A 25831-nucleotide genomic window follows, 5' to 3' on the forward strand; every position below is an offset into this window, starting at 1 on the left:
CAGCGCGAGGTAACGCGTTGCGGGTGTAACAGGTCGGCGCGGATGTGCGCCTCATGATCTACCGAGTGGGTCTGCTTCTGGCAGTCCCTCTACAGCGGACTTTGGATTCTTCTGTTTCGCCCTCTCCAAGTCAAGCCGTCTATGTGGTTAATTGTGGGTAAGCACATGAGAACGCAAGAAAAAACCTGAAAACCGCTACTCTGTTAGTGTCAATTGCGCATTTTTGCCAAGGAATCAGCATGCGAACGCTCCTCCTTACTCTGCTGATCGGCCTCAGCCCATGGTGCATGGCCGCTCAAATCTACAAATGGGTCGATGCCCAGGGTGTCACGCACTTCGATGCGCAGCCGCCACCGGGTCAGCCATCGACGACAATGCAGACGCCCTCCTCGCCTCCGACCACACCGGCGGCAATGCCGGGCAGCGGTGTACTCGGTGACCAGAAGACTATCGACAACAAAGTGAAGAAACAGGTGGCCGACCAACAGGCGCAGCTCAAGCAGTTTTGCGAGCAGGCACGCACAAACCTTGCGCAATTGCAGAACAATCCGCGTTTGAGGGAAGAAGTGGAGGGACAGATGCGACGGCTGGATGATGCGCAGCGTCAGGAACGCATTGTCGAGGCTCAGAAACAGATAGCCGAGAATTGCCAATAGCCATCTGCAGGACTGTAGGAGCTGTCGAGTGAAACGAGGCTGCGATCTTTTGACTTTAAAGATCAATAGATCGCAGCCTTCGGCAGTTCCTACACAGAATCGGTATTAGCGCGAGGCAGTGATCAAAAGGTCAAACTCTTTGAGCAACACCTGAAGCTGACGATCCTTGCCCTGCAAGTTGCGCTGGGCGAAGACCATTTCAGCCATTTCCTGGATGCCCGAGGCGTTCGGCAACGGCAGATCCTGCTCAAGGATGTATTTCATCTTCGGCAGGAAGATCCATTGCAGCCATTGCTCGAAGTCGAGCGTATCGACCGAAAACGGCTCGACACTGCTCAACGCTTCCACCGACGGCTGAACCTCGTCCCACCAGCCTTGAGTGCGCAGTTCACGCTCGATCAGCAACAGCTGATCGGCGATTTTCGGGAAACGAGCATCCATTACAGCGAAACCTTGGCCTTCTGACGGGCCTGAGCGGCACCGGCGGAATCGCCTTGTTTCTCACGGGACTGAGCGATGATTTCCCACAGGTTGGCTTGCAGGTCCGGACGACCGTTGGCCATGGTCAGCGCGCGACGAGCGAATTGCTCCGCTTGTGGCGCATCACCTTGGGCCATGCGCACCTGCGCCAAGCGATAAAGCACTTGCGGCTCACGCGGGGCAACACGCTGAGCACGCTCCAGACTGGAGGACGCACCGTTGAGGTCACCGCCGGCCTGTTGCTGTTGAGCTGTCGTCAGCAAGGCGAGTACCGGGCCGTCCAGTTGCTCATCCGCCGACAGGCCACCGCCGCTGCTAGCCGAGGGAATACCGCTCGGTGTCGACGGCATGCTGTAGCTGCCCGTGTTGACCGGCGCAGAATCAATCGCTGAAGGGTTGTACGGGCCTGCCGTGATACCACCGGACGCAGGGCCCGGCACAATCGGCGAAGAGCTGATCGGCGCGGACGTTGTCGCGCCGCCACCCGGCACCATCACCACCACGCCGGTATCGCCTTGCGGAATCGCTTGAGTCTGCGCTTGCGCAGGACGCTTTACGGTGGTTTGACGAAAGCCGCCATTGGCCGAAATACGTTCGCTGTTGGACACCGCAGTACCGGAGTCAACAACCGGAATCGAACCACGCTGTACGGTAGAGCAGCCGCTGAGCAAAGCCACGGCGGTCACCGCTGGAATCAACCACTTGTTCACTTGAAACCCTCTTTGCTTAATTCATCCAGCCCTTGACCCAATCCATCACCGACTCGCCGGAGGCAGGCGTTTCGCCCGCACACGCGGCGCCGGGTGGCGGTTCGCTGCCGCGAATATACGGCATCTGCACCGCCCCCGGACAGTTGGCATCGGAGCCCTGCCCGGTACGCGAATCGACCCAAGCCTGTACGACATTGTCCGGCTGCGGCATGTCCAGCGGTAGCGGATCGGCCTTGCGCATGAAACTGGTCCAGACCTGCAACGCACCGGTGGCCCCGGTGAACGGCGTCTTGCCGTTGTCATCGCGCCCCAGCCAGACCACCGCCAGCAGATCCTGACTGAAACCGGCGAACCAGCTGTCACGGGAATCGTTACTGGTACCGGTCTTGCCCGCCAGCGTCAAAGTCTTCGGCAACACGTTATAAACCGAGCTGCCGGTACCTTCACGCATCACGCGCTGCATGGCGTTCTGGATCAGATAGATGGACGCCGGATCGAAGCGCTGCTCGATCTGGAACGGATAACGCTTGAGCGGTTCGCCCTCGGCGGTCAGCACACTGCGAATACCGCGCATCGGCGTATTGAAACCACCGTTGGCCAGCGTCTGGTACATGGTCGCGACTTCGATCGGGGTCATGCCACCGGCACCGAGCAACATCGACGGGAATGCAGGAAATTCGCGCGTCACACCCAGACGACCCAAGGTCTTGAGCACATTCGGCACACCAACTTCCAGACCTAGACGCGAAGTCGAAAGGTTGTAGGAATGCGCGAGCCCCTGATAAAGGAACACGGTGCCGTGGGAGCGACGGTCGTAGTTCTGCGGTTTCCACACCTGACCGTTCGCGCCTTTGACCGACAACGGGTCGTCCGACAGCCAACTGGTCAGGGTGTACTGGCTCGGTTTTTCCAGCGCAGTCAGATAAACCGCAGGCTTGATCAACGAGCCGATCGGTCGCACGGCATCCAGTGCGCGGTTGAACCCGGCATAACTGGCCTGACGGCTGCCGATCATCGCCTGGACTTCACCGGTTTCCGGATTGGTCACGACCATCGCCGCTTCCACGTCATCAGAGCCTTTGCGCCCGGACAGACGTTTAAAGGTGTCGTTGACCGACGCCTCGGCTTTCATCTGCAGGATCGGGTCGAAGCTGGTGAAGATGCGCAGGCCTTCTTCGGTCAAGTCTTCGTCGCGATAGTCTTCACGCAACTGACGTTTGACCAGATCGATGAAGCCCGGGAACGAACTGTCGGCCAGTTTGCCACGAGTGGTCACGCCCAACGGCATGCTCTTCGCTGCGGCCACTTGCTCGGCCGTCGCCACGCCTTGCTGCTCAAGCACGTCGAGCACCAGGTTGCGCCGCTCCAGCGCACGCTCCGGGTTGCGACGCGGGTTGTAGTAAGACGGGCCTTTGACCATGCCGACCAGCAACGCCACCTGATGCAGTTTCAGCTCGGACAACGGCTGACCGAAGAAGAACTGACTGGCCAGACCGAAACCGTGGACCGCACGTTGACCGTCCTGTCCGACAAAGACTTCATTGAGGTAGGCCTCAAGGATTTCCTTCTTGTCGTAATGCAGCTCCAGCAGCATCGCCATCATCGCTTCGGTGAGTTTGCGGGTCAGGCTGCGTTCGTTGGTCAGGTAGAAGTTTTTCACCAACTGCTGGGTCAGCGTACTGCCGCCCTGCGTCATCTTGCCGCCCGAGGTGTTGACCCAGATAGCGCGGGCAATCGACTTCGGCGACACGCCCCAGTGGCTGTAGTAATCGCGGTCTTCCACGGCAACCAGAGTTTCGAGCAGATATGGCGGCACTTGATCGAGCTTGATCAGAATGCGGTCTTCGAGATTTTTCGGATAAATACCACCGATCATCAGCGGTTCGAGGCGCACCACAGACAATTTCGAACCGTTGGTCGCTGACAGCTCAGCCACATAATCGCCAGAGAAACGCACGCGCACCGGCTGCGGTTTTTCCAGGCCTTCATAGAACTGGAAGCCACGGGTATTCAAATCGACGGTGTTGCCGCTAACGGCTGCCGCGCCGGGGCCATTGCTCACGGCTTCGCGGCGATAACCGAGGGCATCGAGTTCGGTAAGGAAGTCGTCCTTGCTGAGCTTTTGTCCGACGAACAGCTCGAGCGGCCGCGCGTAAACCTTGGCCGGGATGGTCCAGCGCTTGCCGGAGAACTTCTCCTGCACCACGGCATCGAGGTAAACGGCGAAGCCAGCCAGCACGACAAGGCCGACCAGACTGAGTTTAATGGCCCAGCTCAACCATGGGCTAAGGCCCTTGGAGGGTGGTTTTTTCTTGGTACGGGGGGATCGAGTTCGAGTCATGGCGGCGGATTATACGCACTTTATTCATCCTCAACAGGAGCGCTCCGAGGTTTGCGTCGGGCTGGCGAGCGGCCATAATGGCGGCCTCGAATTTCCCCCAGTCTCTGAAGGATCGCCCGTGAGCCAGTCTCTGATCGCTGCCCTGCAAAACCCGGCCCTCTACCCGCACCCTGTCGAAGGGTTTCAGGTCATCGAAACCCATATCTCGTGGGTGATCCTCACCGGTCCCTTCGCTTATAAAGTGAAGAAGCCGGTTAATTTCGGCTTCCTCGACTTCACTGGCCTCGAATCGCGCGCGCATTTCTGTGCGGAAGAGCTGCGTTTGAACCAGCGCCTGACCGATGATTTGTATCTGGAAGTGTTGCCAGTCACCGGCAGCCTTGAAGCACCGCAACTGGGCGGCGACGGTCCGGCCATCGAATACGTACTGAAAATGCGTCAATTCCCGCAGAGCGGTTTGCTCAGCACCTTGCAAGCCAACGGTGAGCTGACCACTCGGCACATCGACGAGATGGCCGAGCAGATCGCACGCTTCCACCTCACCGCGCCAAAGGTCCCGGCCGAACACGACGCCGGCACCCCGGACAGCGTGATGGCGCCGGTCTCGCAAAACTTCGAACAGATCCTGCCGTTTCTCAGCGACAAAAACGATCTGCTGCAACTCGAGGCACTGAAAGCCTGGGCCGAAAGCAGCTTCGAACGTCTCAAGCCACTGTTCGCTCAGCGCAAGACCGAGGGTTTTACCCGTGAATGCCACGGCGATATCCACTTGGGCAACGCCACGGTCATCGACGGCAAAGTGGTGATCTTCGACTGCATCGAGTTCAACGAACCGTTCCGCTTCACTGACGTCTGGGCCGACACCGGTTTCCTCGCGATGGACCTGGAAGACCGTGGTCTGAAATCCCTGGCGCGCCGCTTCATCAGCCAATATCTGGAGCTGACTGGCGACTATCAGGGCCTGGAAGTGCTGAACTTCTATAAAGCCTACCGTGCACTGGTGCGTGCCAAGGTTGCCCTGTTCAGCATGCCGGCTGACGCGACCCCGGTGCAGCGCGCCACCACCCTGCGCCAGTACCGCAACTACGCCAACCTGGCGGAAAGCTACAGCACCATTCCATCGCGCTTCATGGCAATCACCCACGGTGTTTCCGCTGTCGGCAAGAGCCACGTGGCCATGCGTCTGGTCGAAGCGCTGGGTGCCATCCGTCTGCGTTCGGACGTAGAACGCAAGCGCCTGTTCGGTGAACAAACTGTTGCTAATGATGTGCAGGCCGGCATTTACAGTGCCGACGCCAGCGCCGCCACTTACGCGCGTCTGCATGAAATCGCTGAAGTAATCCTGCACGCCGGTTTCCCGGTGGTGATCGACGCGACTTACCTGAAGCGCGAACAACGCGACAACGCGGCAAAAATTGCCGAAGCCACCGGCACGCCATTCCTGATCCTCGATTGCAACGCGCCACAAGCGGTGATCGAGAGCTGGCTGGCGATTCGTCAGGCCGACCAAAAGGATCCGTCCGACGCCACCCTGGCGGTGATCGAAGCGCAGCAGGCCAATCGCGAAGCGCTGACGCCGGAAGAAATCCTGCGCAGCAAACGCGTACAGACCAATGAATCCGGCACGCTGGACACCGTGGTCGCGCAGATTCGTCAACGCCTGCCAGGCCTGTAAAAAACTATTTCGGCCGTGAAGCCCACGCTTGCTTCACGGCCGCCAAATAGTGGCACTATACTGGCGTCATAAAACCAACGGTGATATGACATGAGCCAGCCGAAACTTCTCGACACCCCGCTATATGCCTTGCTGCACAAAGACGACATCACAGGTTTCAACAAAGAGCGCCCACAAGATGGCCCGATCGACATGGTCGGCGGCGATTTCCGTGGTCTTGATTTGCGCGAACTGAATGCCGATGGCGTGGATTTCAGGGACGCGTATTTCCGTTCTGCCGATCTGCGAGGCATCGATTTCCGCAATGCGTCGCTGGAAGGCGCGAGCCTGGCTCACGCGCAGATTTCTGGGGCTTACTTCCCGCCGGAACTGAGCGCTGACGAGATTCTGATGTCGATGAATTTCGGTACGCGCCTGCGCTATCGCACCCGCTGATAGTCGCCTCCCCTCTGACACGACGCCCACCCTGTAGGCGTGAGCCTGCTCGCGATAGCGGTCTAACATTAAACACATGTGTGCCTGCCAGTCCGCTATCGCGAGCAGGCTCACGCCTACATTGATATGTGTTTTTTCCCCTTCTTTCTGCGTTCGCAGGCCGTTCAAGCGCCCTTTCTTAGAAGCGTTTGCGTTGAATCCGACCAAACAATCACGCTTTTCCTACTGATGGCTACACTCCTGAGAAGCTCGCCCACGCACCATTCGGCCGTCGCAAGGAGGCTTGATGAATGATGAACTGCAACACCTGAAGAATCTTGGCAAGACGTCGGCGCAATGGCTGCATGCCGTGGGCATCCACAGCGCCTCGGACTTGCGTCGCCTGGGCGCGGTGGACGCCTACCGGGCCGTGCGTACCCGCGGGTTTCGCGCATCGAAGGTGTTGTTGTATGCGATCGAAGGCGCGCTGATGGATGTGCACTGGAACGACATCCCTGCCGAACGCAAGGACGCCCTCAACAAGCAACTCGAAGCCATTTCCTCGCGCCACAAGAACTGAACGGGCATTGACCGTCATGTATTTACTGGGGGAACAATCGGCCTGCGCCGATGCCTTGATCAACCGTTTGCAGAGCTTGCCCGCACTGTGGCTGCGCGATTTGGCGCCTTGCGGTCCAATGCTGGAACTGGAGGCGGCGGATGATTTGCTGACGCAGTTACCCGCCGATCAGCTATTCATGCTGAATGAAGGGATGATCAACGGCTGTATCGGCGCCCGTCCGCTGTTTTATTGGCAGGACGGCGATTTGATCGGCCTTCAGCAAGGTGAGGACTGGGCTGATTGCCGTTTGTGCAGTGACGGGGCGTTGCGCTTGACGCCCTATTGGCGCCGTGAGGTTTTCCAGCATGTGTATGCCGACGCTCATCGGACAGACCAGTTTCTAGAGTATCTGCTGGGGCAGATGGCGATCCTCGCCCATGCCGTCGCGGAACTGAAACCGCGCGAGTTTCGCAGCACCAATGGCTTCAAACGGGTCGAGGCGGGTGAAATCCTCATCAACCAAGGGGACGCGGCTGATCACGTGTTCGTGATCATCGACGGACATGCCGAAGCGTTTGTCGACGGGCATAAGGTGGGAGATGTGGCCAAAGACGAGATTTTCGGTGCCATGGCCGTGTTTACTGGCGAGCCACGCAACGCCACGGTGATCGCACGAGAACCGAGCACGGTGATGCTGATTCCCGGTGATCATTTTTTGAGCATGACCCGCACCAATCCAAAGATCGCCCACAGCCTGATCGAGAGCATGGCACGGCGGATCGGCCAGTTGAATCGGCAGATCACGCAAATGACACCGACTGAAGGTCAATGCTAAAAGTCTTTGTTTGCGGGGCGTACCGACCATTTTCAAGACGATTTCAAAGAAACGGAAAAACAGTTGTTGACTCGGTAATGAGAATCGCTATGATTATCACAACTGGTCGCGAGATCAGTCGATATTCTGAAAAGCCCTTGGTTCGGACTCTCAGATTATCTCCTCATCAGGCTAATCACGGTTATTTGACCCGGTTTTTACCGGGTCTTTTTTTGCCTGTGGAAAAGTCATTTGCCGAACTGTTTACGCATCTGCTCGCAGTAATCCTGTTTTGGCGTGGCCGGCGTGTACCAAACGTAGTCGGCCATCGCGGCGGTCACTTCGGCGCCCTGCTCCGCCAACAGCAACACGGTGGGTGCCTGGGCGGCGCCCAGATCCACAACATGCAACGGCACGCCGACGTCCTTGCGCGCATGCCACGCACCGGCCAGCAGGACTGAAGGTGAAGGAGCCGCCAGCAGACGTTCGGCCATACGCCGATCACGTTGTTGCTGAACGGCGAGCATCGCCGGCATCTGTGATTCGGGCAGCAGGCCACAGTGGGAATCGCTGATCTGCTCCAGCAAAACAGCTTTCACGGATGCTGTATTGCTGCGATCCCCGTTAAGCACAGGTGGATCACGATAGAAGGTGCGGATTTCAGCGCTGTTCAAATTCGCCGCCAGCAGTGGATACGGCTGAGTCAGCGCGAAGCGGACAATGGGTCCATAGAGATTCCAGTCCCAGCCGTCCTCCCAGGCCAATGCACCCGGCAGGTCAGCGGGCGGCGTTTTCGCCTGGCGCACTTGATCAACGCGAGGCTGCTGATCCGGCGTGAGCATTTCCAATAGCAGACTGCCCTGCGGCCGCTGCTCACCGAGCGAGCGCAACAGCCACAATTGCGCAGCGTGTTGATCGGCGTTGTCATGCTGCTCACCAATGATCAGCCGCTCAGGCTCGGCAAGACCCGTCAGCAACTGCTGTGCCGTCAGCACCTGACCGCTGTGCAGGTCGCGAATCTCGCCATTGATCGGCGGTGGCGCCGCAACATGCTGACACCCCGCAAGTAACATCACCGCCAACAACCACAACCCACGCATGCCATCACCTCAAGGATCCTGTCAGCGGGCGATGATCAGCGGATGCCCGCGCTCCGGGTGCGGCTGCACCAACACTTCGAGACCGAATACGGCCTGAAGCGTGTCCGGACGCAAAACCTGCTGCGGTGTATCCAGCGCCACCGGACGCCCACCCTCCAGCAGCAGAATGCGATCACAATAACGCGCCGCCAGATTCAGATCATGCAGGATCACCAACACCGCCGCGCCACGATCGGCAAACTCGCGTACGGCCTGCAGTGTCGTGTGTTGATGCAGCGGATCGAGCATTGACGTTGGTTCATCCAGCAGCAGCGTCTGTCCGGCCTGCCCCGGCCAAAGCTGCGCGAGCACCCGCGCCAGATGCACACGCTGACGCTCGCCCCCGGACAACGCCAGATAACTGCGACCGCTCAAGTGCCCGGCATCCGCTGCCGTCAATGCCTGTGCGATGATTTCGGCATCCCGCACCCGCCCGCTTTGCCAAGGCAAGCGGCCCATGCCGACCACTTCCTCAACGCGAAAAGCAAAGTCCAGGGTCGACACCTGAGGCAACACCGCCAGTCGTTGCGCGCGCTGCGGGCCAGTCCAGTGACTCAACGCTTGCCCATCGAGCGAAACTCCGCCCGCGCTCGCTGCCAGCTCACCGCACAAGGCACCGAGTAACGTACTTTTGCCAGCACCGTTCGGCCCAAGCACACCGAGCACTTGACCCGGTTCGAGCTGCAACGAGACATCGCTGAGCACAGCCTTGCGACCACGCTGGATGTGCAGATTCTGCGCACGCAACATCAGGCACGCCCTCGCAGCAGCAAATAGAGGAAGAACGGCGCACCGATAAACGCGGTGACGATGCCGATCGGCAACTCTGCCGGTGCCAGCGCCAGCCGCGCGACCAGATCAGCCAACAGCAACAGGCTCGCCCCCGCCAGCACGGAGGCCGGCAGCAACACTTTGTGATCCGGCCCCGCCAGCAAGCGCACCAGATGCGGCACCACCAGCCCGACAAAACCGATCATCCCGGCGGCCGCCACTGCTGCGCCAACCCCCAGCGCCGTGCAAAACACCAATTCACGCTTGAGCCGCTCGACATCAATGCCCAAATGACCAGCCTCGGATTCCCCGAGCAGCAAGGCATTCAGCGCTTTTGCGCGACGTGGCAACCACAACGCCACGCCGGTGCTGATGATCAGCAATGGCCACAACCGCGCGTAACTGGCGCCGTTGAGACTGCCGAGGTTCCAGAACGTCAGCGTACGCAAGGTCGCGTCATCCGCCAGATAAGTGAACAGCCCCACCGCCGAACCGGCCAGCGCCGTCAGTGCGATGCCCGCCAGCAACATGGTCGCGACGTTGGTCTGGCCATTACGGCGACCCAGTCGATACACCAGCGCCGTCACGCCGAGGCCGCCGAGAAACGCGCAGACCGACAGCAGATACGGCCCGATCCATTCCGGCAGGCCGCCAAAAAAAGCACCGCCGACAATCGCGATCGCTGCGCCCAATGCCGCACCGCTGGAAACACCGACCAGTCCCGGATCGGCCAGCGGATTACGAAACAAGCCCTGCATCGCCACGCCGGACAACGCCAGCACACCGCCCACTGCCAGTCCCAGCAGCGTTCGCGGCAGACGAATCTGCCCAAGGATCAGCTCAGCCTGCTCCAGTCCGTCCGGTGCCAACGGCACACCAAGCATGCGTAGCGCGGCACGCAACGTGTCGAACAGCGGCAGACTGACAGGCCCGAGTGCCAACGATAGCCAGATCGCCAATAAACACAGGAGCGTCAGGCCAATGAACAAGTCACGGGGTTTTACCAGTGTGGTCATTGGCCGCTCTTGGCCGGATAGAAACCGTCAGTCAGGGTTTTCAGCGCCGCTGGCAAACGCGGCCCGAGCCCACCGACCAGCAGGGTCGGATCCAGCTCCAGCACACGCCCGGTCTTCGCGGCGCGACTTGAATTGAGAATCGGGTTTTCCTTGAACAGCGCCGCTTTCGCCGCCTCACCGGTCAATGCACGGTCGGCGAACACCAGCACTTCAGGATCGAGACTGGCAAGGGATTCCACGGAAAACGGCTTGTAACCCGTGTGCGTCGCCAGGTTATGTCCGCCCGCCTGTTGCAGCAACCAGTCGGCGGCGGTGTCCTTGCCAGCAATCAATGGCTTGCCACCGGCATGTCCAAGCAACAGCAACACACCCGGTGCTTTTTGTTTGGTCTGCACTTCAGTAACCCGGGCCTTCTGCGCATCGAGTTGCTGTTGATAACTGTGCAGCATTTGCGCGGCCTGAGCCTGTGCGCCGAGCAATTGGCCCAAATGAGTAACGTTTTTCTCCAGCGTTGGCAGATCTGGCTGAGCCGAAAACAACGCCACCTGAACCTTGGCCGCTTTTACCTGCGACAGTACCGGTGGCGGGCCCATTTCTTCGGTGCCGATCAGGATATCCGGGCGCAAACTGAGAATGCCCTCAGCGGACAGACTGCGCTGATAACCAATACTCGGTAGCGCCTTCAACGAATCCGGATGCTGGCTGGTGGTATCGACGCCAACCAGTTTCGACTCGCCGCCCAATGCCGTTACCCACTCCGACAGCGCACCGCCGGCGCTGACCCAACGTTGCGGCAAATCGGCCGCTGCAGCCTGGTGGCTGACCAAAAGTCCGACACACAGCACGGCAACGCGGGTACTCAGGCGCATACACAGCTTCCTTGAATAAGGTTTTTTCCCGGGCATCCGGATGGCAGGCCAAGTATCCTCGACATCTGCCAGATGCCTGCGGGTGAAGGCCGCCATTTGATAATTGTTTGCATTTAAACGTCAAGCTCGGACATATCCAGACACGAGCGGACACTAGAGGATAGTCATGAAGCTTCTCTGCGCAGGCGCCGATCTGGCCGAAGCGAAAAGTCGTGGATTCGAGATCGACGGAAAAAAGCTGTTTGCCGTGCGTCGCAATGGTCAGGCCTATGTCTACCTCAATCGCTGCCCGCACCGGGGCGTGGGCCTGGAATGGCAACCCGACCGGTTTCTCGACCCGAGCAACAGCCTGATCCAGTGCGCCACCCACGGCGCACTGTTTCTGATCGAGGACGGTGAATGCGTCGCCGGGCCTTGCGCCGGGCAAGCACTCACCGCCATTTCTTGCCGGGAAGATGCGCAAGGGCTGTGGATCGATGTTTAACCGTTAAGCAGCACGTCGAGACGCCGGTCGATGACCATCTCTTCATGGTCCAGCCGCACGCCATACGCCAGCACCTCAACGCCACAAGCCACCGCTTCGAGAAGCGCATCGGCGTAGGCCGAATCGATTTCCTTCGCCGGCCGCACCGCGTCAATCCCGGTCAGATTGACGCAATACAACTGCACCGCCCGAATGCCGTCCCGCGCCAGATGCGCCAATTCACGCAAATGCTTGGCGCCGCGCTGGGTCACCGCATCGGGAAACGCCGCCACGGCGGTGCCGTCGAAACCGAGGGTGACGCTTTTCACTTCAACATAAGCCGGGCCGCTCGGGTATTCGAGGCGGAAGTCGATTCGGCTCTTTTCCTGCCCGTATGCGACTTCACGTTTCAATGCGGTAAAGCCGTTCAACTCGCTGATGACGCCGGCCTGCAGCGCCTCCTCGACCAAACCGTTGGCCCGTGCGGTATTCACGCAAAACAACCGACCCTGCGGGGTTTCACCAATTTCCCAAGTGCCCGGTAATTTACGTTTCGGGTCATTTGAGCGGCTGAACCAGACCTGCCCGCCTTCGACCTGACAGTTGAGCATCGAACCAGTGTTCGGGCAGTGAATGGTCAGCAACTCGCCGTCAACGGTTTCGATATCGGCGAGAAAACGCTTGTAACGACGGATCAGTCGCGCCTCTTCCAGAGCAGGATAAAAGCGCATCAGCCTTGCCAGCTCTTCAAACCACGGGCAATACGCTCCACCGCTTCCTGTAAGCGAGGGAGGTTTTGCGTGTAGGCAAAACGCACATGGTGGCTGGCCTGATAGCGACCGAAATCCAGACCCGGGGTGAACGCTACATGTTCGGTTTCGAGAAAATGTCGGCAGAACGCGAAGGCATCGCCGCCGAACTGGCTGATATCGGCGTAAAGATAGAACGCGCCTTCCGGCTCCACGGCGATGTTGAAACCCAACTCGCGCAACGCTGGCAGGAGGAAATCACGGCGGCGACCAAATTCGGTTCGGCGCTCTTCCAGAATGGCGATGGTGTCCGGTTCGAAACAGGCCAACGCCGCATATTGGGCCATGCTCGGCGCGCTGATGTAGAGGTTCTGCGCCAGTTTTTCCAGCTCGCTGACGGCAGCATCCGGCGCCACCAGCCAGCCGAGACGCCAGCCGGTCATGCCGAAATATTTGGAGAAACTGTTCAACACAAAAGCGCTGTCATCGACTTCCAGCACGCTCGCCGCATCGGTGCCGTAAGTCAGACCGTGATAGATCTCGTCCACCACCAGATGCCCGTGTTTCGCCTTGATGGCTGTGGATAACCCGGCCAGCTCATCGCGGGTCAGGATCGTCCCGGTCGGGTTGGCCGGCGAAGCGACCAATGCACCGACGCTGTCGTGATCCCAATGACGCTCGACCAGATCCGGAGTCAACTGATAGCGCACGTCCGGCCCTACAGGAACAAGCTGCGCGGCACCTTCCACCAGGCGCAGAAAATGCCGGTTACACGGATAACCCGGATCCGCCAGCAGCCAGTGTTTCCCCGGATCGACCAGTAATGCACTGGCCAGCAACAGCGCACCGGAACCGCCCGGCGTGATCAGAATCCGCCGCGGATCGATGTTCAGGCCATAGCGCGATTGGTAAAAACCGGAAATCGCCTCGCGCAATTCAGGAATGCCGCGCGCAGCGGTGTAACGGGTCTTGCCCGCCGTTAAAGCGGCCTGCCCGGCACGGATGATCGGCTCGGCAGTAGTAAAGTCCGGCTCGCCGATTTCCAGGTGGATCACGTCGTGGCCTTCAGCCTGTAATTCATTGGCCCGCGCCAGCAGCGCCATCACATGGAACGGTTCGATCGCACGACTGCGCGCACTGTAGGGCTGAGCCATTGGTTTTCCTTCGGCAGGGAAAAAGAGACGATTCTACCCATCTGCCGGAACGAGCGAGAACCCGCAGCGGTCACAGCCTCAAGAACGCTGGACTGTAACGATATGAGCGTACGCTCCAGGATTGACTAAAATCAGTGATTGAACAGGTCTTCAGCACCACCAGACACGGCTTGCCAAACATTTGCAAGCGCCACCCGCCGGGGCCTCGACATCCGGGAGTAGCGCAGGCCGAATTGATCTGGTAAGTTCGCCCGCTTGCAGCCGCAGGGCCGGCAGGTGTCGGTGATGGAGCAATCCTGCGCAATGGATTACAAGAGTAGAGGCGGTCCATTTCATGCCCACCCAAGCAAAGCAACAGCAGCAAACGGCGATCAGTGGCTTCGAACCTTACGTTCAGGCCAAAGACGAAGAGTACATGGGCAAACCCATGCGCGCGCACTTCACCAAGATCCTGACCAAGTGGAAACTGGACTTGATGCAGGAAGTCGACCGAACTGTTGATCACATGAAGGACGAAGCGGCCAACTTTCCCGACCCGGCCGACCGTGCCAGTCAGGAAGAAGAGTTCGCCCTTGAACTGCGTGCCCGTGATCGCGAGCGCAAGCTGATCAAGAAGATCGACAAGACACTGCAACTGATCGAAGACGGCGAATACGGCTGGTGCGATTCGTGCGGTATCGAGATCGGCGTCAAGCGCCTTGAAGCCCGTCCTACCGCCGACATGTGCGTCGACTGCAAGAACCTGGCTGAGATCAAGGAAAAGCAGGTCGGCAAGTAATCTCGACCTGAACGAAAAACGGAGCGTGCGAACGCTCCGTTTTTGTTTCTGCCTTTTGCCTTTTGTAGGAGTGAGCCTGCTCGCGATAGCGGTGGGTCGGTCGATATCGGTGTTGAATGTCACACCGCTATCGCGAGCAGGCTCACTCCCACAGGTTGACCTGCGTATAGCCTGAAAAGTAGCTTCGTCTCCATGACTGCCAAAACATCCCCCGCCTACATCGGCCGCTTCGCCCCAACCCCCAGTGGCCACTTGCACTTCGGTTCGCTGGTTGCCGCCCTCGCCTCTTACCTCGACGCTCGCTCGGTCGGCGGTCGCTGGCTGGTGCGCATGGAAGATCTCGACCCGCCCCGCGAAGAACCCGGCGCACAAGCGGCGATTCTCAAGGCGCTGGAAAGCTACGGCTTTGAATGGGACGGCGACATGGTGCGCCAGAGCGATCGCCACGACGCCTACGCGGACGTGCTCAACAGCCTGTTCAATCACGGCCTCGCTTACGCCTGCACGTGCTCGCGCAAACAGCTCGAACCGTATAACGGGATTTATCCAGGCTTGTGCCGCAATGCCGGCCACGATCAGCAAGACGCCGCTATCCGCCTGCGCGTACCCGAACTGGAATACCACTTTATTGATCGCGTGCAGGGCGAATATCGCCAGCATCTGGGCCGTGACGTCGGCGATTTCGTGATCCGCCGGCGCGACGGTCTCTACGCCTATCAACTGGCCGTTGTGCTCGACGATGCCTGGCAAGGTATCACCGACATCGTGCGTGGTGCCGACCTGCTCGACTCGACGCCGCGCCAACTCTATCTGCAAGAGTTGCTGGGGTTGCGCCAGCCGCGCTATCTGCACCTGCCGCTGATTATCCAACCGGACGGCAACAAACTCGGCAAGTCCTATCGCTCGCCGCCGCTGCAAGCCGATCAAGCCACACCATTGTTGCTGCGCGCCCTGCGTGCTCTGGGGCAAAACCCTGGCGCCGAACTGGCCCACGCCTCACCGCAAGAATTACTCAAGTGGGGCAGCGCACACTGGGATGCCACGAAGATCCCGCGCACACTGACCCTGCCCGAAGCGCAACTGCTATGACGACACTTGCAGTCGCGCGCCCATCCGTTACCATCGCCGCACGTTTTCGGGCACGCGCATAAAAAAGAGAGGCCGGGATGTACATCTATCGCTTGGTCCTGCTTTTAGTCGTGGGGATCTACCTGTTTTCCCCCGCCATCATGGATTGGTGGATCGACGCTACGGGCGCCTGGTATCGCCCCTATCTGCTCTGGCTGATCCTGATTGTCGTGACCTTCATCCTGCAGAGCCAAAAAGATGCCGATGAGCTTTAGCCTGACCCAGATGATCCTGATCAGCGCCGCGTACCTGGCGGTGCTGTTCGGCGTCGCCTGGATCAGCGAACGGGGCATGATCCCGCGGGCGATCATTCGCCACCCGCTGACCTACACCTTGTCGCTGGGGGTTTACGCCAGTGCGTGGGCGTTCTACGGCACGGTCGGCCTCGCCTATCAGTACGGCTACGGCTTTCTGTCCAGTTACCTCGGCGTGTCCGGCGCATTTCTGCTGGCGCCGGTGTTGCTCTATCCGATCCTGAAAATCACCCGCACCTATCAACTGTCGTCGCTGGCGGATCTGTTCGCGTTTCGCTTTCGCAGCACCTGGGCCGGTGCGCTGACCACGATTTTCATGCTGATCGGTGTGCTGCCGCTGCTGGCGTTGCAGATTCAGGCGGTGGCCGACTCCATCGGCATTCTGACCGGCGAGCCGATCCAGAGTCGCGTCGCGCTGGCGTTCTGTGCGCTGATCATCCTGTTCACGATTTTCTTCGGTTCCCGGCATATCGCCACCCGTGAGAAGCACGAAGGACTGGTGTTTGCGATTGCCTTCGAGTCGGTGATCAAACTGATCGCTCTCGGCGGCGTCGGCCTGTATGCGCTGTACGGCGTGTTCGACGGCCCGCAACAGCTTGAGATTTGGCTGCTGCAAAACCAGACTGCCCTCGCCGCGCTGCACACGCCGTTGCAGGAAGGCCCCTGGCGTACGCTGCTGCTGGTGTTCTTTGCCTCGGCGATCGTGATGCCGCACATGTATCACATGACTTTTACCGAAAACCTCAACCCGCGCTCGCTGGTCAGTGCGAGCTGGGGCCTGCCGCTGTTCCTGCTGCTGATGAGCCTGGCGGTGCCGCTGATTCTCTGGGCCGGCCTCAAACTCGGCGCCACAACCAACCCGGAATACTTCACCCTCGGCATCGGCATCGCCGCCAACAGCAAACCGCTGGCGTTGCTCGCCTATGTCGGCGGTTTATCGGCGGCCAGCGGGCTGATCATCGTCACCACGCTGGCGCTGTCGGGCATGGCGCTGAACCACTTGGTTTTGCCGCTCTACCAGCCGCCGGCCGAAGGCAACATCTACCGCTGGCTGAAGTGGACCCGCCGCGCGCTGATCGTCGCGATCATCATGGCCGGTTTCGGTTTCTACCTGATGCTTGGCGCCGAGCAGGATCTGGCCAACCTCGGCATCGTCGCGTTTGTCGCGACCCTGCAATTCCTGCCCGGGGTGTTGTCGGTGTTGTACTGGCCGACCGCCAACCGTCGCGGCTTTATCGCCGGTCTGCTGGCGGGGATTCTGGTCTGGGTAGTGACCATGCTGCTGCCGCTGGTCGGCAATCTGCAGGGTTTCTACATCCCGCTGCTGAACATGATTTACGTGCTCGACGACACCAGTTGGCACATGGCGGCAATCGCCTCGCTGGCTGCAAACGTCTTGATGTTCACGCTGATCTCGCTGTTCACCAACGCCAGCCCGGAAGAAGCCAGCGCCGCCGAAGCCTGTGCGGTAGACAACGTCCGTCGTCCGCAGCGCCGTGAACTGCATGCGGCCTCGCCACAGGAATTCGCCACACAACTGGCCAAACCGCTGGGCGCCAAGGCTGCGCAGAAAGAAGTCGAGCAAGCGTTGCGTGACCTCTATCTACCATTTGACGAACGCCGTCCTTATGCACTGCGCCGTTTGCGTGACCGTATCGAGGCCAACCTTTCCGGTCTGATGGGCCCGAGCGTGGCGCAGGACATGGTGGAAACCTTCCTGCCCTACAAGGCGGGTGGCGAAAACTATGTGACCGAAGACATCCACTTCATCGAAAGCCGCCTCGAGGATTACCACTCGCGCCTCACAGGCCTGGCCGCCGAACTCGACGCCCTGCGCCGTTACCACCGCCAAACCTTGCAGGAACTGCCGATGGGCGTCTGCTCGCTGGCCAAGGATCAAGAGATCCTGATGTGGAACAAGGCCATGGAAGAGCTCACCGGAATCGCCGCGCAACGCGTGGTCGGTTCGCGCCTGAGTACCATCGGCGAGCCATGGAAAGGCCTGCTGCAAGGTTTCATCGATCTGCCGGACGAGCATTTGCACAAACAGCACCTGGCCCTCGATGGCCAAACACGCTGGTTGAACCTGCACAAAGCGGCAATCGACGAACCGTTGGCACCGGGTAACAGCGGCCTGGTGCTACTGGTCGAAGATTTGACCGAAACGCAGATGCTCGAAGACAAACTGGTGCACTCCGAGCGTCTGGCCAGCATTGGTCGTCTCGCGGCGGGTGTGGCTCACGAAATCGGCAACCCGATCACCGGCATTGCTTGTCTTGCGCAAAACCTGCGCGAAGAGCGTGAAGACGACGGCGAACTGACGGAAATCAGCGGGCAGATTCTCGAACAGACCAAACGTGTGTCGCGCATCGTCCAGTCGTTGATGAGTTTCGCCCACGCTGGCAGCCATCAGCACAGTGACGAGCCCGTTTGTCTGGCAGAGGTCGCTCAAGATGCAATCGGCCTGCTGGCCCTGAACCGACGCAATTTCGAGGTGCAGTTCTACAACCTCTGCGATCCTGATCATTGGGTCGAGGGCGATCCGCAGCGACTTGCCCAGGTACTGATCAATCTGCTCTCCAACGCCCGCGACGCCTCACCGCCGCACAGTGCGGTACGGGTCAAGAGTGAAGCCGGCGAACACACGGTCGATCTGATCGTCGAAGACGAAGGCAGCGGTATTCCGAAGAACATCATGGATAGATTGTTCGAACCCTTCTTCACCACCAAGGATCCTGGCGAAGGCACCGGTCTGGGCCTTGCACTGGTCTATTCCATCGTTGAAGAGCATTATGGACAAATCACCATCGACAGCCCGGCTGATGTACAGAGCCAACGCGGCACCCGTATCCGGGTGACCTTACCGCGTCATGTCGAAGCGACGTCCGCTGTGAACTGAGACCGTCGAGAGTATCGAATCAATGCCGCACATTTTGATCGTCGAAGACGAAACAATTATCCGCTCCGCCTTGCGCCGCCTGCTGGAACGCAACCAGTACCAGGTCAGCGAAGCCGGTTCAGTGCAGGAAGCACAAGAACGCTTCACCATTCCTACGTTCGATCTGATCGTCAGCGATCTGCGTTTGCCGGGCGCGCCGGGTACTGAGCTGATCAAGCTCGGCCAGGGCACACCGGTGCTGATCATGACCAGCTATGCCAGCCTGCGCTCGGCGGTCGACTCGATGAAGATGGGCGCGGTGGACTACATCGCCAAGCCTTTCGACCACGATGAAATGCTTCAGGCTGTCGCGCGGATCCTGCGTGATCGCCAATCGGCACCGGCGGCCGGCGAAGCAGTTGCCAGTAAACCGGCCAATGGCAGCGGCAAATCCGCCGTCGACAACAGCAATGGCGAGATTGGCATCATCGGCTCCTGCCCACCGATGCAGGACTTGTACAGCAAGATCCGCAAAGTCGCGCCAACCGATTCCAATGTGTTGATCCAGGGCGAGTCCGGCACCGGTAAAGAACTGGTAGCCCGCGCCCTGCACAATCTGTCGAAACGCGCCAAGGCGCCGATGATCTCGGTGAACTGCGCAGCCATTCCGGAAAGCCTGATCGAGTCCGAACTGTTCGGCCACGAGAAAGGCGCATTCACCGGCGCCAGCGCCGGGCGTGCCGGTCTGGTCGAAGCGGCGGACGGCGGCACCTTGTTCCTCGACGAAATCGGCGAACTGCCGCTGGAAGCTCAGGCTCGCCTGCTGCGTGTGTTGCAGGAAGGCGAAATTCGCCGTGTTGGCTCGGTGCAGTCGCAGAAGGTCGATGTACGCCTGATCGCGGCCACTCACCGCGATTTGAAGAGCCTGGCGAAAATCGGCCAGTTCCGTGAAGACCTTTATTACCGTCTGCACGTGATCGCGTTAAAACTGCCGGCCCTGCGCGAGCGCGGCGCCGACGTCAACGAGATCGCCACGGCTTTCCTCGCTCGCCAAAGTGCGCGCATCAACCGTACCGACCTGAAATTTGCCGCGGATGCCGAACAGGCGATTCGTCATTATTCCTGGCCGGGTAACGTGCGTGAACTGGAAAACGCAGTCGAGCGCGCGGTGATTCTGAGCGAAAGCGCGGAAATCTCCGCCGACCTGCTGGGCATCGACATCGAGCTGAGCGATCTGGAAGACGACGAGTTCATCGGTCTGCCGCCACAAACGCCGGGTAACGCCAGCAACAGCAGCCACGAGCCGACCGAAGACCTGTCGCTGGAAGACTACTTCCAGCACTTCGTTCTCGAGCATCAGGACCACATGACCGAGACCGAACTGGCGCGCAAACTGGGCGTCAGCCGTAAATGTCTGTGGGAGCGCCGTCAGCGTCTAGGCATCCCACGGCGCAAGACCGGGGTCGCCAGCGAGAGCTGAACGTTACCTGTCGAGTGTGCGGGTAACGCTTGAAGATGTGAAAAAACTGTTACCTCAGTCGATTCACGTAACAGAAGCCGGGGTTATCGGTAACGAAACCCCGGCTTTTTTTCGCCCCGACAAAACGGTTATATCGACCTAACCCCTTGTTTTATTGGGTTTCGCAAAAGTTGGCACGGCCCCTGCTATATGTTTGGTACAAGAACAATAACAAGCAATGCACAAGACAATAAAAATAAGACGAATCGACTCACGCACAATAAAAACAAGACGGCGAGAGGCGCAGCTAACTGATTCTTTTGGAGAGGCGTTGTATTTGGGGCTTGCCCCACGACCAGGCCGAGAACAACAAAAACTGTCCTAAGACAGAGCCTGTACTGGTTGGATCGAGAGATCACTGCAATTCAGCGACCAAAGCAATCCGTTTGCTCTTGGCTCCCGATTGGGAGGGTCACGAAGGAAACACTTCGTGGCGAGGGCACTCAACAAAAACAAGAAGCCCGAATCAATAATAAAAAGAGCACGCAACTACTTCTTGGGGAGCTTCGGCTCCCCTTGTAGTTTCTCCCTTCCGGCAAAATCCTTCGAATTTCCCTTGCTCGCCCCTTGCAGCTTGGGGCTTACAGCTCAAATCTGCCGTGTCCTACACCATCCCCCGACTAAATGCTAGAATCTGCGCCCATCATGCGGTCATTCTTTGGTATGGCCGAACATTCCTTCAAACAGTGCATCCCATGCTGAAGAAGCTGTTCCAGTCATTCCGAACTCCCGTGCGTCGTACGCAACACATCCGCAGCACCCCTGAAGTGCTCAACAGCGGCCAACATTCGCTGCAGAAAACGCAATTCAGCCGCTACGCGGTGAATATCGTCGAACGCCTGCAAGGTGCCGGTTACCAGGCTTATCTGGTCGGTGGTTGCGTGCGTGACATGCTGCTGGGCATCACACCCAAGGATTTCGACGTCGCCACCAGCGCCACCCCCGAGCAAGTCCGTGCCGAATTCCGCAATGCGCGGATCATTGGCCGTCGCTTCAAACTGGTGCACATCCATTTCGGTCGCGAAATCATCGAAGTCGCGACCTTCCGCGCCAATCACCCGGTCAACGAAGACGACGAAGACAGCAATCAGTCTTCGCGTAACGAGAGCGGACGCATTCTGCGCGACAACGTTTACGGCACCCTGGAAGAAGACGCGCAACGCCGCGACTTCACCATCAACGCCCTGTATTACGATCCGGTCAGCGAGCGCATCCTCGACTACGCCAACGGCGTACACGACATCCGCAATCACTTGATCCGTCTGATCGGTGATCCGAAGCAGCGCTACCAGGAAGACCCGGTGCGCATGCTGCGCGCCGTGCGTTTTGCCGCCAAGCTCAATTTCGGCATCGAGAAGCACACGGTTCAGCCGATCCGCGAACTGGCGCCGATGCTGCGCGAGATTCCGTCGGCACGCCTGTTCGAAGAAGTACTCAAGCTGTTCCTTTCGGGACACGGCGCAATCACCTTCGAAATGCTGGTCGATCTGCAACTGTTCGCCCCGCTGTTCCCGGCCAGTGCCGATGCGCTGGAACACAACCCGGAATACACCCACACGCTGATCAGCGAAGCGCTGACCAACACTGACCTGCGCATCAAGCAGAACAAACCGGTGACCCCGGCGTTCCTGTTTGCCGCACTGTTGTGGCCTGCTTTGCCGGCTCGCGTGTTGCGCTTGCAGGAACGTGGCATGCCGCCGATTCCAGCGATGCAGGAAGGCGCGCACGAGCTGATCGCCGAACAATGCCAGCGCATTGCGATTCCGAAACGCTTCACTATGCCGATCCGCGAGATCTGGGACATGCAGGAGCGCCTGCCACGCCGCAGCGGCAAACGTGCCGACCTGTTGCTGGACAATCCGCGTTTCCGCGCCGGTTACGACTTCCTGTTGCTGCGTGAAAGCGCCGGCGAGGAGACTGATGGCCTCGGTGAATGGTGGACTGACTATCAGGACGCCAACGACAGCGAACGTCGCGATATGATCCGCGACCTCAGCGGCAAGGGCGATGACGCCAGCGGTGCTCCGCGCAAACGTCGCCGCAGCAGCGGTTCCAAGCGCAAACGCGCCGGCGCCCCGAGCGCTACAGGCGAATAAAGGCATGGAACGCATCTACATCGGCATGGGCAGTAACCTCGCTGACCCGGCCGAACAGTTGCGCAGCGCCGTCGAGGCGCTGGGGCAACTGCCGCAGACCACACTCACGGGCGTTTCCGCCTTCTATCAAAGCGACTCGTTGCTGCCAGGCCAACCGCGGTACACCAACGCGGTCGCTGCGCTTGACAGCGATCTTGCGCCGCTGGATCTGCTCGATGCCTTACAGGCGATCGAGAATGATCAGGGCCGCGAGCGTCTGGAGCGCTGGGGCCCGCGTACGTTGGACCTGGATATTCTGCTGTTCGGTGATCGCCTGATCGACGAACCGCGCCTGAAAGTCCCGCATTATCAGATTCAGGAACGTGCGTTCGTGCTCTATCCCCTCGCCGAACTGGCGCCGCAAGATATGCGTCTGGCCGATGGCCGCACCTTGTCCGAGCTGCTGGCAGCCTGCCCGTTCGTCGGCCTGGAACGCCTCCCCCACGCCTGACACAAATCCGCCCTTTGTAGGAGTGAGCCTGCTCGCGATAGCGGTGGATCAACCAATAAATCTTTGGCTGACAGAACGCTATCGCGAGCAGGCTCACTCCTACAGGGATTGCGCCACATCCAGATTTATTGTCCGACAAAAACCCCGCGAATCAGGCCCGCCGCAGCGCTGAATCGCATCAGTAACGCCGGTAACACTCCCCTCGTAACAATGCGGTAACACACGCAATTGACTTCCTGTTGGCTCATCACGACTATAGGCGTCCCGCTGCCGCCAACCCGGCACATACGGGCGCAATCCAGGCCTTATAAGCACGACAAAAGAGCGTGCGCCTGAGTAGATGAAGAATCACGCGCGTTACTCGCAGTAGTTTCCAGAGCGCCTGAACGAGGATTTTTTACATGCCAGCCATCACCCTGACCACGCTCCAGAGCCTCAAGCAGAAAGGTGAAAAGATCACCATGCTGACCTGCTATGACGCGACCTTCGCCCACGCCTGCAACGAGGCTGGTGTCGAAGTGCTGCTGGTGGGCGACTCCCTCGGCATGGTCCTGCAAGGTCACGACAGCACTTTGCCGGTGACCACCGCAGAAATGGCCTACCACACCGCTTGCGTCAAACGCGGCAATACCGATGCCCTGATCCTGGCTGACTTGCCGTTCATGGCCAACGCCACCCTTGAACAAACCATGACTAACAGCGCCATGCTGATGCAGGCCGGTGCGCACATGGTCAAGGTCGAAGGTCAGCTGTGGCTGGCCGAGTCGATCCGTCTGCTCGCCGAGCGCGGTGTACCGGTATGCGCGCACATGGGCCTGACTCCGCAAGCAGTGAACATTCTCGGCGGCTATAAAGTGCAGGGCCGTAACGAAAATCAGGCGCGGCAGATGCGTGCCGATGCGATCTCGCTGGAACAGGCCGGCGCCGCCATGCTGCTGCTCGAATGCGTACCGAGCGAACTGGCTGCCGAAATCAGCCAGGCGGTGAAGATTCCAGTCATCGGCATCGGCGCCGGTAACGCCACCGACGGCCAGGTCCTGGTACTGCACGACATGCTCGGTCTGTCGATCACCGGCCGCGTGCCGAAATTTGTCAAAAACTTCATGCACGGCCAGGACAGCATCCAATCCGCGCTGAAGGCTTACGTCAACGAAGTCAAAGCCACCACGTTCCCTGGCATCGAACACGGATTCTCTGCATGAACACCGTTAAAACCGTACGCGAACTGCGCGCCGCCGTAGCCCGCGCCCGCAGCGAAGGCAAGCGCATCGGCTTTGTGCCGACCATGGGCAACCTGCACAGCGGTCACGTTGCACTGATCACCAAAGCCACCCAACGGGTGGACTTCGTGGTCGCGAGTATTTTCGTCAACCCGCTGCAGTTCGGCGCCGGCGAAGACCTCGATAAATACCCGCGCACGTTGGCAGCGGATCAGGAGAAGCTGCTCGAAGCCGGTTGCTCCCTGCTCTTCGCGCCGACTGTCGAAGAAATGTACCCCGACGGCATGGCCGGACAGACTCGGGTCAGCGTGCCGCAGTTGTCCGAAGGCCTGTGCGGCGCCAGCCGTCCGGGGCATTTCGAGGGTGTGGCGACCGTCGTCAGCAAACTGTTCAACATGGTCCAGCCGGACCTGGCGATTTTCGGCCAGAAGGATTACCAGCAACTGGCGGTGATTCGCGCGCTGGTGCACGACCTGAACATGCCGATCCAGATCATCGGCGAGCCGACTGTTCGCGCTGCCGATGGCCTGGCGCTGTCGTCGCGCAATGGCTTCCTCAGCGAAGAACAACGTGCCGTGGCGCCGGTGGTCTATCGCTCGCTGAGCAACATTGCCGAGTTGATCAAGCAAGGCCAACGCGACTTCCCGGCAATGATCAGTGCCCAGGTACAGCAGCTGGAAGCGGCGGGCCTGCGTCCGGATTACCTGGAAATCCGCCATGCACTGACCTTGCGTCCAGCGACGGCGGAGGATCGCGATCTGGTGATTCTGGTGGCGGCGTTTCTTGGCACTACTCGGTTGATCGACAACCTGCATCTGAACCTCGACACCCCCGCTTAAAAACACCGCAATACCCCCTGTAGGAGTGAGCCTGCTCGCGATAGCGGTGTGTCAGTCAGCATTAGTGTTGAATGACACACCGCTATCGCGAGCAGGCTCACTCCTACAGTGGTTTTCGGTGTTATGAAAATTGCGTTTCAAGCCTTATTGCCGCCCCTAAAGCCTTCGGGCACACTGCCCGCCGTTCGATTCCAACCCGGGAAAATCCCTCATGCACGCGATCATGCTCAAGGCAAAACTGCACCGCGCCGAAGTCACTCATGCGGTGCTCGATTACGAAGGTTCGTGCGCCATTGATGGCGAGTGGCTGGACTTGTCCGGCATTCGTGAATACGAGCAGATCCAGATTTATAACGTCGACAACGGCGAGCGTTTCACCACCTACGCGATTCGTGGCGAAGAAGGCTCGCGGATGATCTCCGTCAACGGCGCCGCAGCGCACAAAGCCAAGGTTGGCAACCGTGTGATCATTTGTGCCTACGCCCATTACAGCGAAGCGGAACTGGTCAATTTCAAGCCGCGCATGCTCTACATGGCGCCAGGCAACGAGCTGAGTCACACCAGCAACGCCATCCCGGTTCAGCTCGCCTGATCACGAAATCGCCCCGCTCCCCCTCCGTTTGTCGGCCAGTTCCCGGTCTCGATGTTAAAAAAGTACAGGGATCTGGTCAGACAAAGTCAAGACAGAACGCAGCGCGAGGTTTACTGTATTCGCCCTGTGTCCAGAAATCGTGTCGACGCAGTTGATCCCATGCCCAAACATGGCGTGCCGGGTCTGTTCAGTGTTCAAAAGGCCGTTCAAGTAAAAAGGAAAAC

General features: G+C 59.4%; 25 protein-coding genes. 16 read left to right on the forward strand and 9 right to left on the reverse strand.

The genetic code is table 11. From position 1 onward, the window contains the following. Positions 1 to 239 precede the first annotated feature (239 nt). Complete coding sequence (locus AB4O01_RS15535) at positions 240 to 656, forward strand: DUF4124 domain-containing protein (RefSeq protein WP_093434944.1); 417 nt, start codon at positions 240 to 242, stop codon at positions 654 to 656. Positions 657 to 761: 105 nt separating this feature from the next. Here the strand turns inward: AB4O01_RS15535 and AB4O01_RS15540 are convergent, their stop codons facing one another. From AB4O01_RS15540 to mrcB, 3 genes are read right to left on the reverse strand one after another with little or no spacing between them, the layout of a single operon-like run. Continuing rightward, positions 762 to 1097: a YqcC family protein gene (locus AB4O01_RS15540; protein WP_093434942.1), complete on the reverse strand. Its 336-nt coding sequence runs from the start codon at positions 1095 to 1097 to the stop codon at positions 762 to 764. Next, the gene (locus AB4O01_RS15545) at positions 1097 to 1846 is read right to left on the reverse strand and encodes a hypothetical protein (RefSeq protein ID WP_099757196.1); all 750 of its coding nucleotides are present in this window, start codon (positions 1844 to 1846) and stop codon (positions 1097 to 1099) included. Before AB4O01_RS15545 ends, AB4O01_RS15540 begins: the two co-directional genes overlap by 1 nt. A gap of 16 nt (positions 1847 to 1862) precedes the next feature. Continuing rightward, the gene (mrcB, locus tag AB4O01_RS15550; RefSeq protein ID WP_093434938.1) at positions 1863 to 4187 is read right to left on the reverse strand and encodes a penicillin-binding protein 1B; all 2325 of its coding nucleotides are present in this window, start codon (positions 4185 to 4187) and stop codon (positions 1863 to 1865) included. 118 nt (positions 4188 to 4305) lie between these two features. Here mrcB and AB4O01_RS15555 point away from each other — a divergent pair, with 118 nt between their 5' ends. The 4 genes from AB4O01_RS15555 (at position 4306) to AB4O01_RS15570 (ending at position 7673) form a co-directional block, all read left to right on the forward strand. Next, complete coding sequence (locus AB4O01_RS15555; protein WP_099757197.1) at positions 4306 to 5862, forward strand: bifunctional aminoglycoside phosphotransferase/ATP-binding protein; 1557 nt, start codon at positions 4306 to 4308, stop codon at positions 5860 to 5862. Positions 5863 to 5952: 90 nt separating this feature from the next. After that, positions 5953 to 6297 (forward strand): pentapeptide repeat-containing protein, encoded by a 345-nt coding sequence (locus AB4O01_RS15560; RefSeq protein WP_007909940.1) that lies wholly within the window; start codon positions 5953 to 5955, stop codon positions 6295 to 6297. Between the two features lie 286 nt (positions 6298 to 6583). Then, the gene (locus AB4O01_RS15565; RefSeq protein ID WP_003228231.1) at positions 6584 to 6856 is read left to right on the forward strand and encodes a TfoX/Sxy family protein; all 273 of its coding nucleotides are present in this window, start codon (positions 6584 to 6586) and stop codon (positions 6854 to 6856) included. A gap of 16 nt (positions 6857 to 6872) precedes the next feature. Then, complete coding sequence (locus tag AB4O01_RS15570) at positions 6873 to 7673, forward strand: Crp/Fnr family transcriptional regulator (RefSeq protein WP_186625152.1); 801 nt, start codon at positions 6873 to 6875, stop codon at positions 7671 to 7673. Positions 7674 to 7900: 227 nt separating this feature from the next. Here the strand turns inward: AB4O01_RS15570 and AB4O01_RS15575 are convergent, their stop codons facing one another. The 4 genes from AB4O01_RS15575 to AB4O01_RS15590 are packed head-to-tail and all read right to left on the reverse strand — an operon-like array spanning position 7901 to position 11447. Then, the gene (locus AB4O01_RS15575; protein ID WP_460088994.1) at positions 7901 to 8752 is read right to left on the reverse strand and encodes a ChaN family lipoprotein; all 852 of its coding nucleotides are present in this window, start codon (positions 8750 to 8752) and stop codon (positions 7901 to 7903) included. 21 nt (positions 8753 to 8773) lie between these two features. Then, the gene (locus tag AB4O01_RS15580; RefSeq protein ID WP_460088995.1) at positions 8774 to 9541 is read right to left on the reverse strand and encodes a heme ABC transporter ATP-binding protein; all 768 of its coding nucleotides are present in this window, start codon (positions 9539 to 9541) and stop codon (positions 8774 to 8776) included. Next, on the reverse strand, positions 9541 to 10578 hold the full coding sequence (locus AB4O01_RS15585; RefSeq protein ID WP_460088996.1) for a FecCD family ABC transporter permease: 1038 nt from the start codon (positions 10576 to 10578) through the stop codon (positions 9541 to 9543). The genes AB4O01_RS15580 and AB4O01_RS15585 overlap by 1 nt, the downstream gene beginning before the upstream one ends. Further along, entirely contained in the window at positions 10575 to 11447 is an 873-nt protein-coding gene (locus AB4O01_RS15590) for a heme/hemin ABC transporter substrate-binding protein (RefSeq protein ID WP_460088997.1), read from the reverse strand. The genes AB4O01_RS15585 and AB4O01_RS15590 overlap by 4 nt, the downstream gene beginning before the upstream one ends. Positions 11448 to 11613: 166 nt before the next feature. Here AB4O01_RS15590 and AB4O01_RS15595 point away from each other — a divergent pair, with 166 nt between their 5' ends. Further along, positions 11614 to 11931 carry a Rieske (2Fe-2S) protein gene (locus AB4O01_RS15595; RefSeq protein ID WP_093434921.1) on the forward strand — a complete coding sequence of 106 codons (318 nt, stop codon included), beginning with the start codon at positions 11614 to 11616 and terminating at the stop codon, positions 11929 to 11931. Here AB4O01_RS15595 and sfsA read toward each other — a convergent pair. Together sfsA and AB4O01_RS15605 are read right to left on the reverse strand one after the other, a co-directional pair. Beyond that, the gene (gene sfsA, locus AB4O01_RS15600) at positions 11928 to 12641 is read right to left on the reverse strand and encodes a DNA/RNA nuclease SfsA (protein WP_093434919.1); all 714 of its coding nucleotides are present in this window, start codon (positions 12639 to 12641) and stop codon (positions 11928 to 11930) included. The two genes, AB4O01_RS15595 and sfsA, sit on opposite strands and share 4 nt — an antisense overlap. Next, entirely contained in the window at positions 12641 to 13813 is a 1173-nt protein-coding gene (locus tag AB4O01_RS15605; RefSeq protein WP_099757201.1) for a pyridoxal phosphate-dependent aminotransferase, read from the reverse strand. The genes sfsA and AB4O01_RS15605 overlap by 1 nt, the downstream gene beginning before the upstream one ends. 334 nt (positions 13814 to 14147) lie before the next feature. Between AB4O01_RS15605 and dksA the strand changes: the two genes are divergently transcribed. The 10 genes from dksA to panD all read left to right on the forward strand — a co-directional run bounded on the left by dksA (position 14148) and on the right by panD (position 25607). Next, positions 14148 to 14591: an RNA polymerase-binding protein DksA gene (dksA, locus tag AB4O01_RS15610; RefSeq protein ID WP_007909922.1), complete on the forward strand. Its 444-nt coding sequence runs from the start codon at positions 14148 to 14150 to the stop codon at positions 14589 to 14591. Positions 14592 to 14783: 192 nt separating this feature from the next. Continuing rightward, positions 14784 to 15680: a tRNA glutamyl-Q(34) synthetase GluQRS gene (gene gluQRS, locus AB4O01_RS15615; protein WP_460088998.1), complete on the forward strand. Its 897-nt coding sequence runs from the start codon at positions 14784 to 14786 to the stop codon at positions 15678 to 15680. Positions 15681 to 15757: 77 nt separating this feature from the next. After that, complete coding sequence (locus AB4O01_RS15620) at positions 15758 to 15934, forward strand: hypothetical protein (RefSeq protein ID WP_003176118.1); 177 nt, start codon at positions 15758 to 15760, stop codon at positions 15932 to 15934. Then, complete coding sequence (locus AB4O01_RS15625) at positions 15918 to 18872, forward strand: sensor histidine kinase (RefSeq protein ID WP_177413113.1); 2955 nt, start codon at positions 15918 to 15920, stop codon at positions 18870 to 18872. Before AB4O01_RS15620 ends, AB4O01_RS15625 begins: the two co-directional genes overlap by 17 nt. Positions 18873 to 18894: 22 nt before the next feature. Then, positions 18895 to 20331, forward strand: coding sequence for a sigma-54-dependent transcriptional regulator (locus AB4O01_RS15630; protein ID WP_093434911.1), 1437 nt, complete (start codon positions 18895 to 18897; stop codon positions 20329 to 20331). 734 nt (positions 20332 to 21065) lie between these two features. After that, positions 21066 to 22466: a polynucleotide adenylyltransferase PcnB gene (locus tag AB4O01_RS15635; RefSeq protein WP_064118692.1), complete on the forward strand. Its 1401-nt coding sequence runs from the start codon at positions 21066 to 21068 to the stop codon at positions 22464 to 22466. A gap of 4 nt (positions 22467 to 22470) precedes the next feature. Further along, positions 22471 to 22956 carry a 2-amino-4-hydroxy-6-hydroxymethyldihydropteridine diphosphokinase gene (gene folK / locus AB4O01_RS15640; RefSeq protein WP_460088999.1) on the forward strand — a complete coding sequence of 162 codons (486 nt, stop codon included), beginning with the start codon at positions 22471 to 22473 and terminating at the stop codon, positions 22954 to 22956. Between the two features lie 401 nt (positions 22957 to 23357). Then, on the forward strand, positions 23358 to 24158 hold the full coding sequence (gene panB / locus AB4O01_RS15645) for a 3-methyl-2-oxobutanoate hydroxymethyltransferase (protein WP_093434905.1): 801 nt from the start codon (positions 23358 to 23360) through the stop codon (positions 24156 to 24158). Then, the gene (gene panC / locus AB4O01_RS15650) at positions 24155 to 25015 is read left to right on the forward strand and encodes a pantoate--beta-alanine ligase (RefSeq protein WP_460089000.1); all 861 of its coding nucleotides are present in this window, start codon (positions 24155 to 24157) and stop codon (positions 25013 to 25015) included. The genes panB and panC overlap by 4 nt, the downstream gene beginning before the upstream one ends. 211 nt (positions 25016 to 25226) lie before the next feature. After that, positions 25227 to 25607, forward strand: a complete 381-nt coding sequence (gene panD, locus AB4O01_RS15655) for an aspartate 1-decarboxylase (protein WP_257356134.1) — start codon at positions 25227 to 25229, stop codon at positions 25605 to 25607. Positions 25608 to 25831: the final 224 nt, after the last annotated feature.

The sequence above is a fragment of the Pseudomonas sp. S2_E02 genome, from assembly GCF_054668355.1.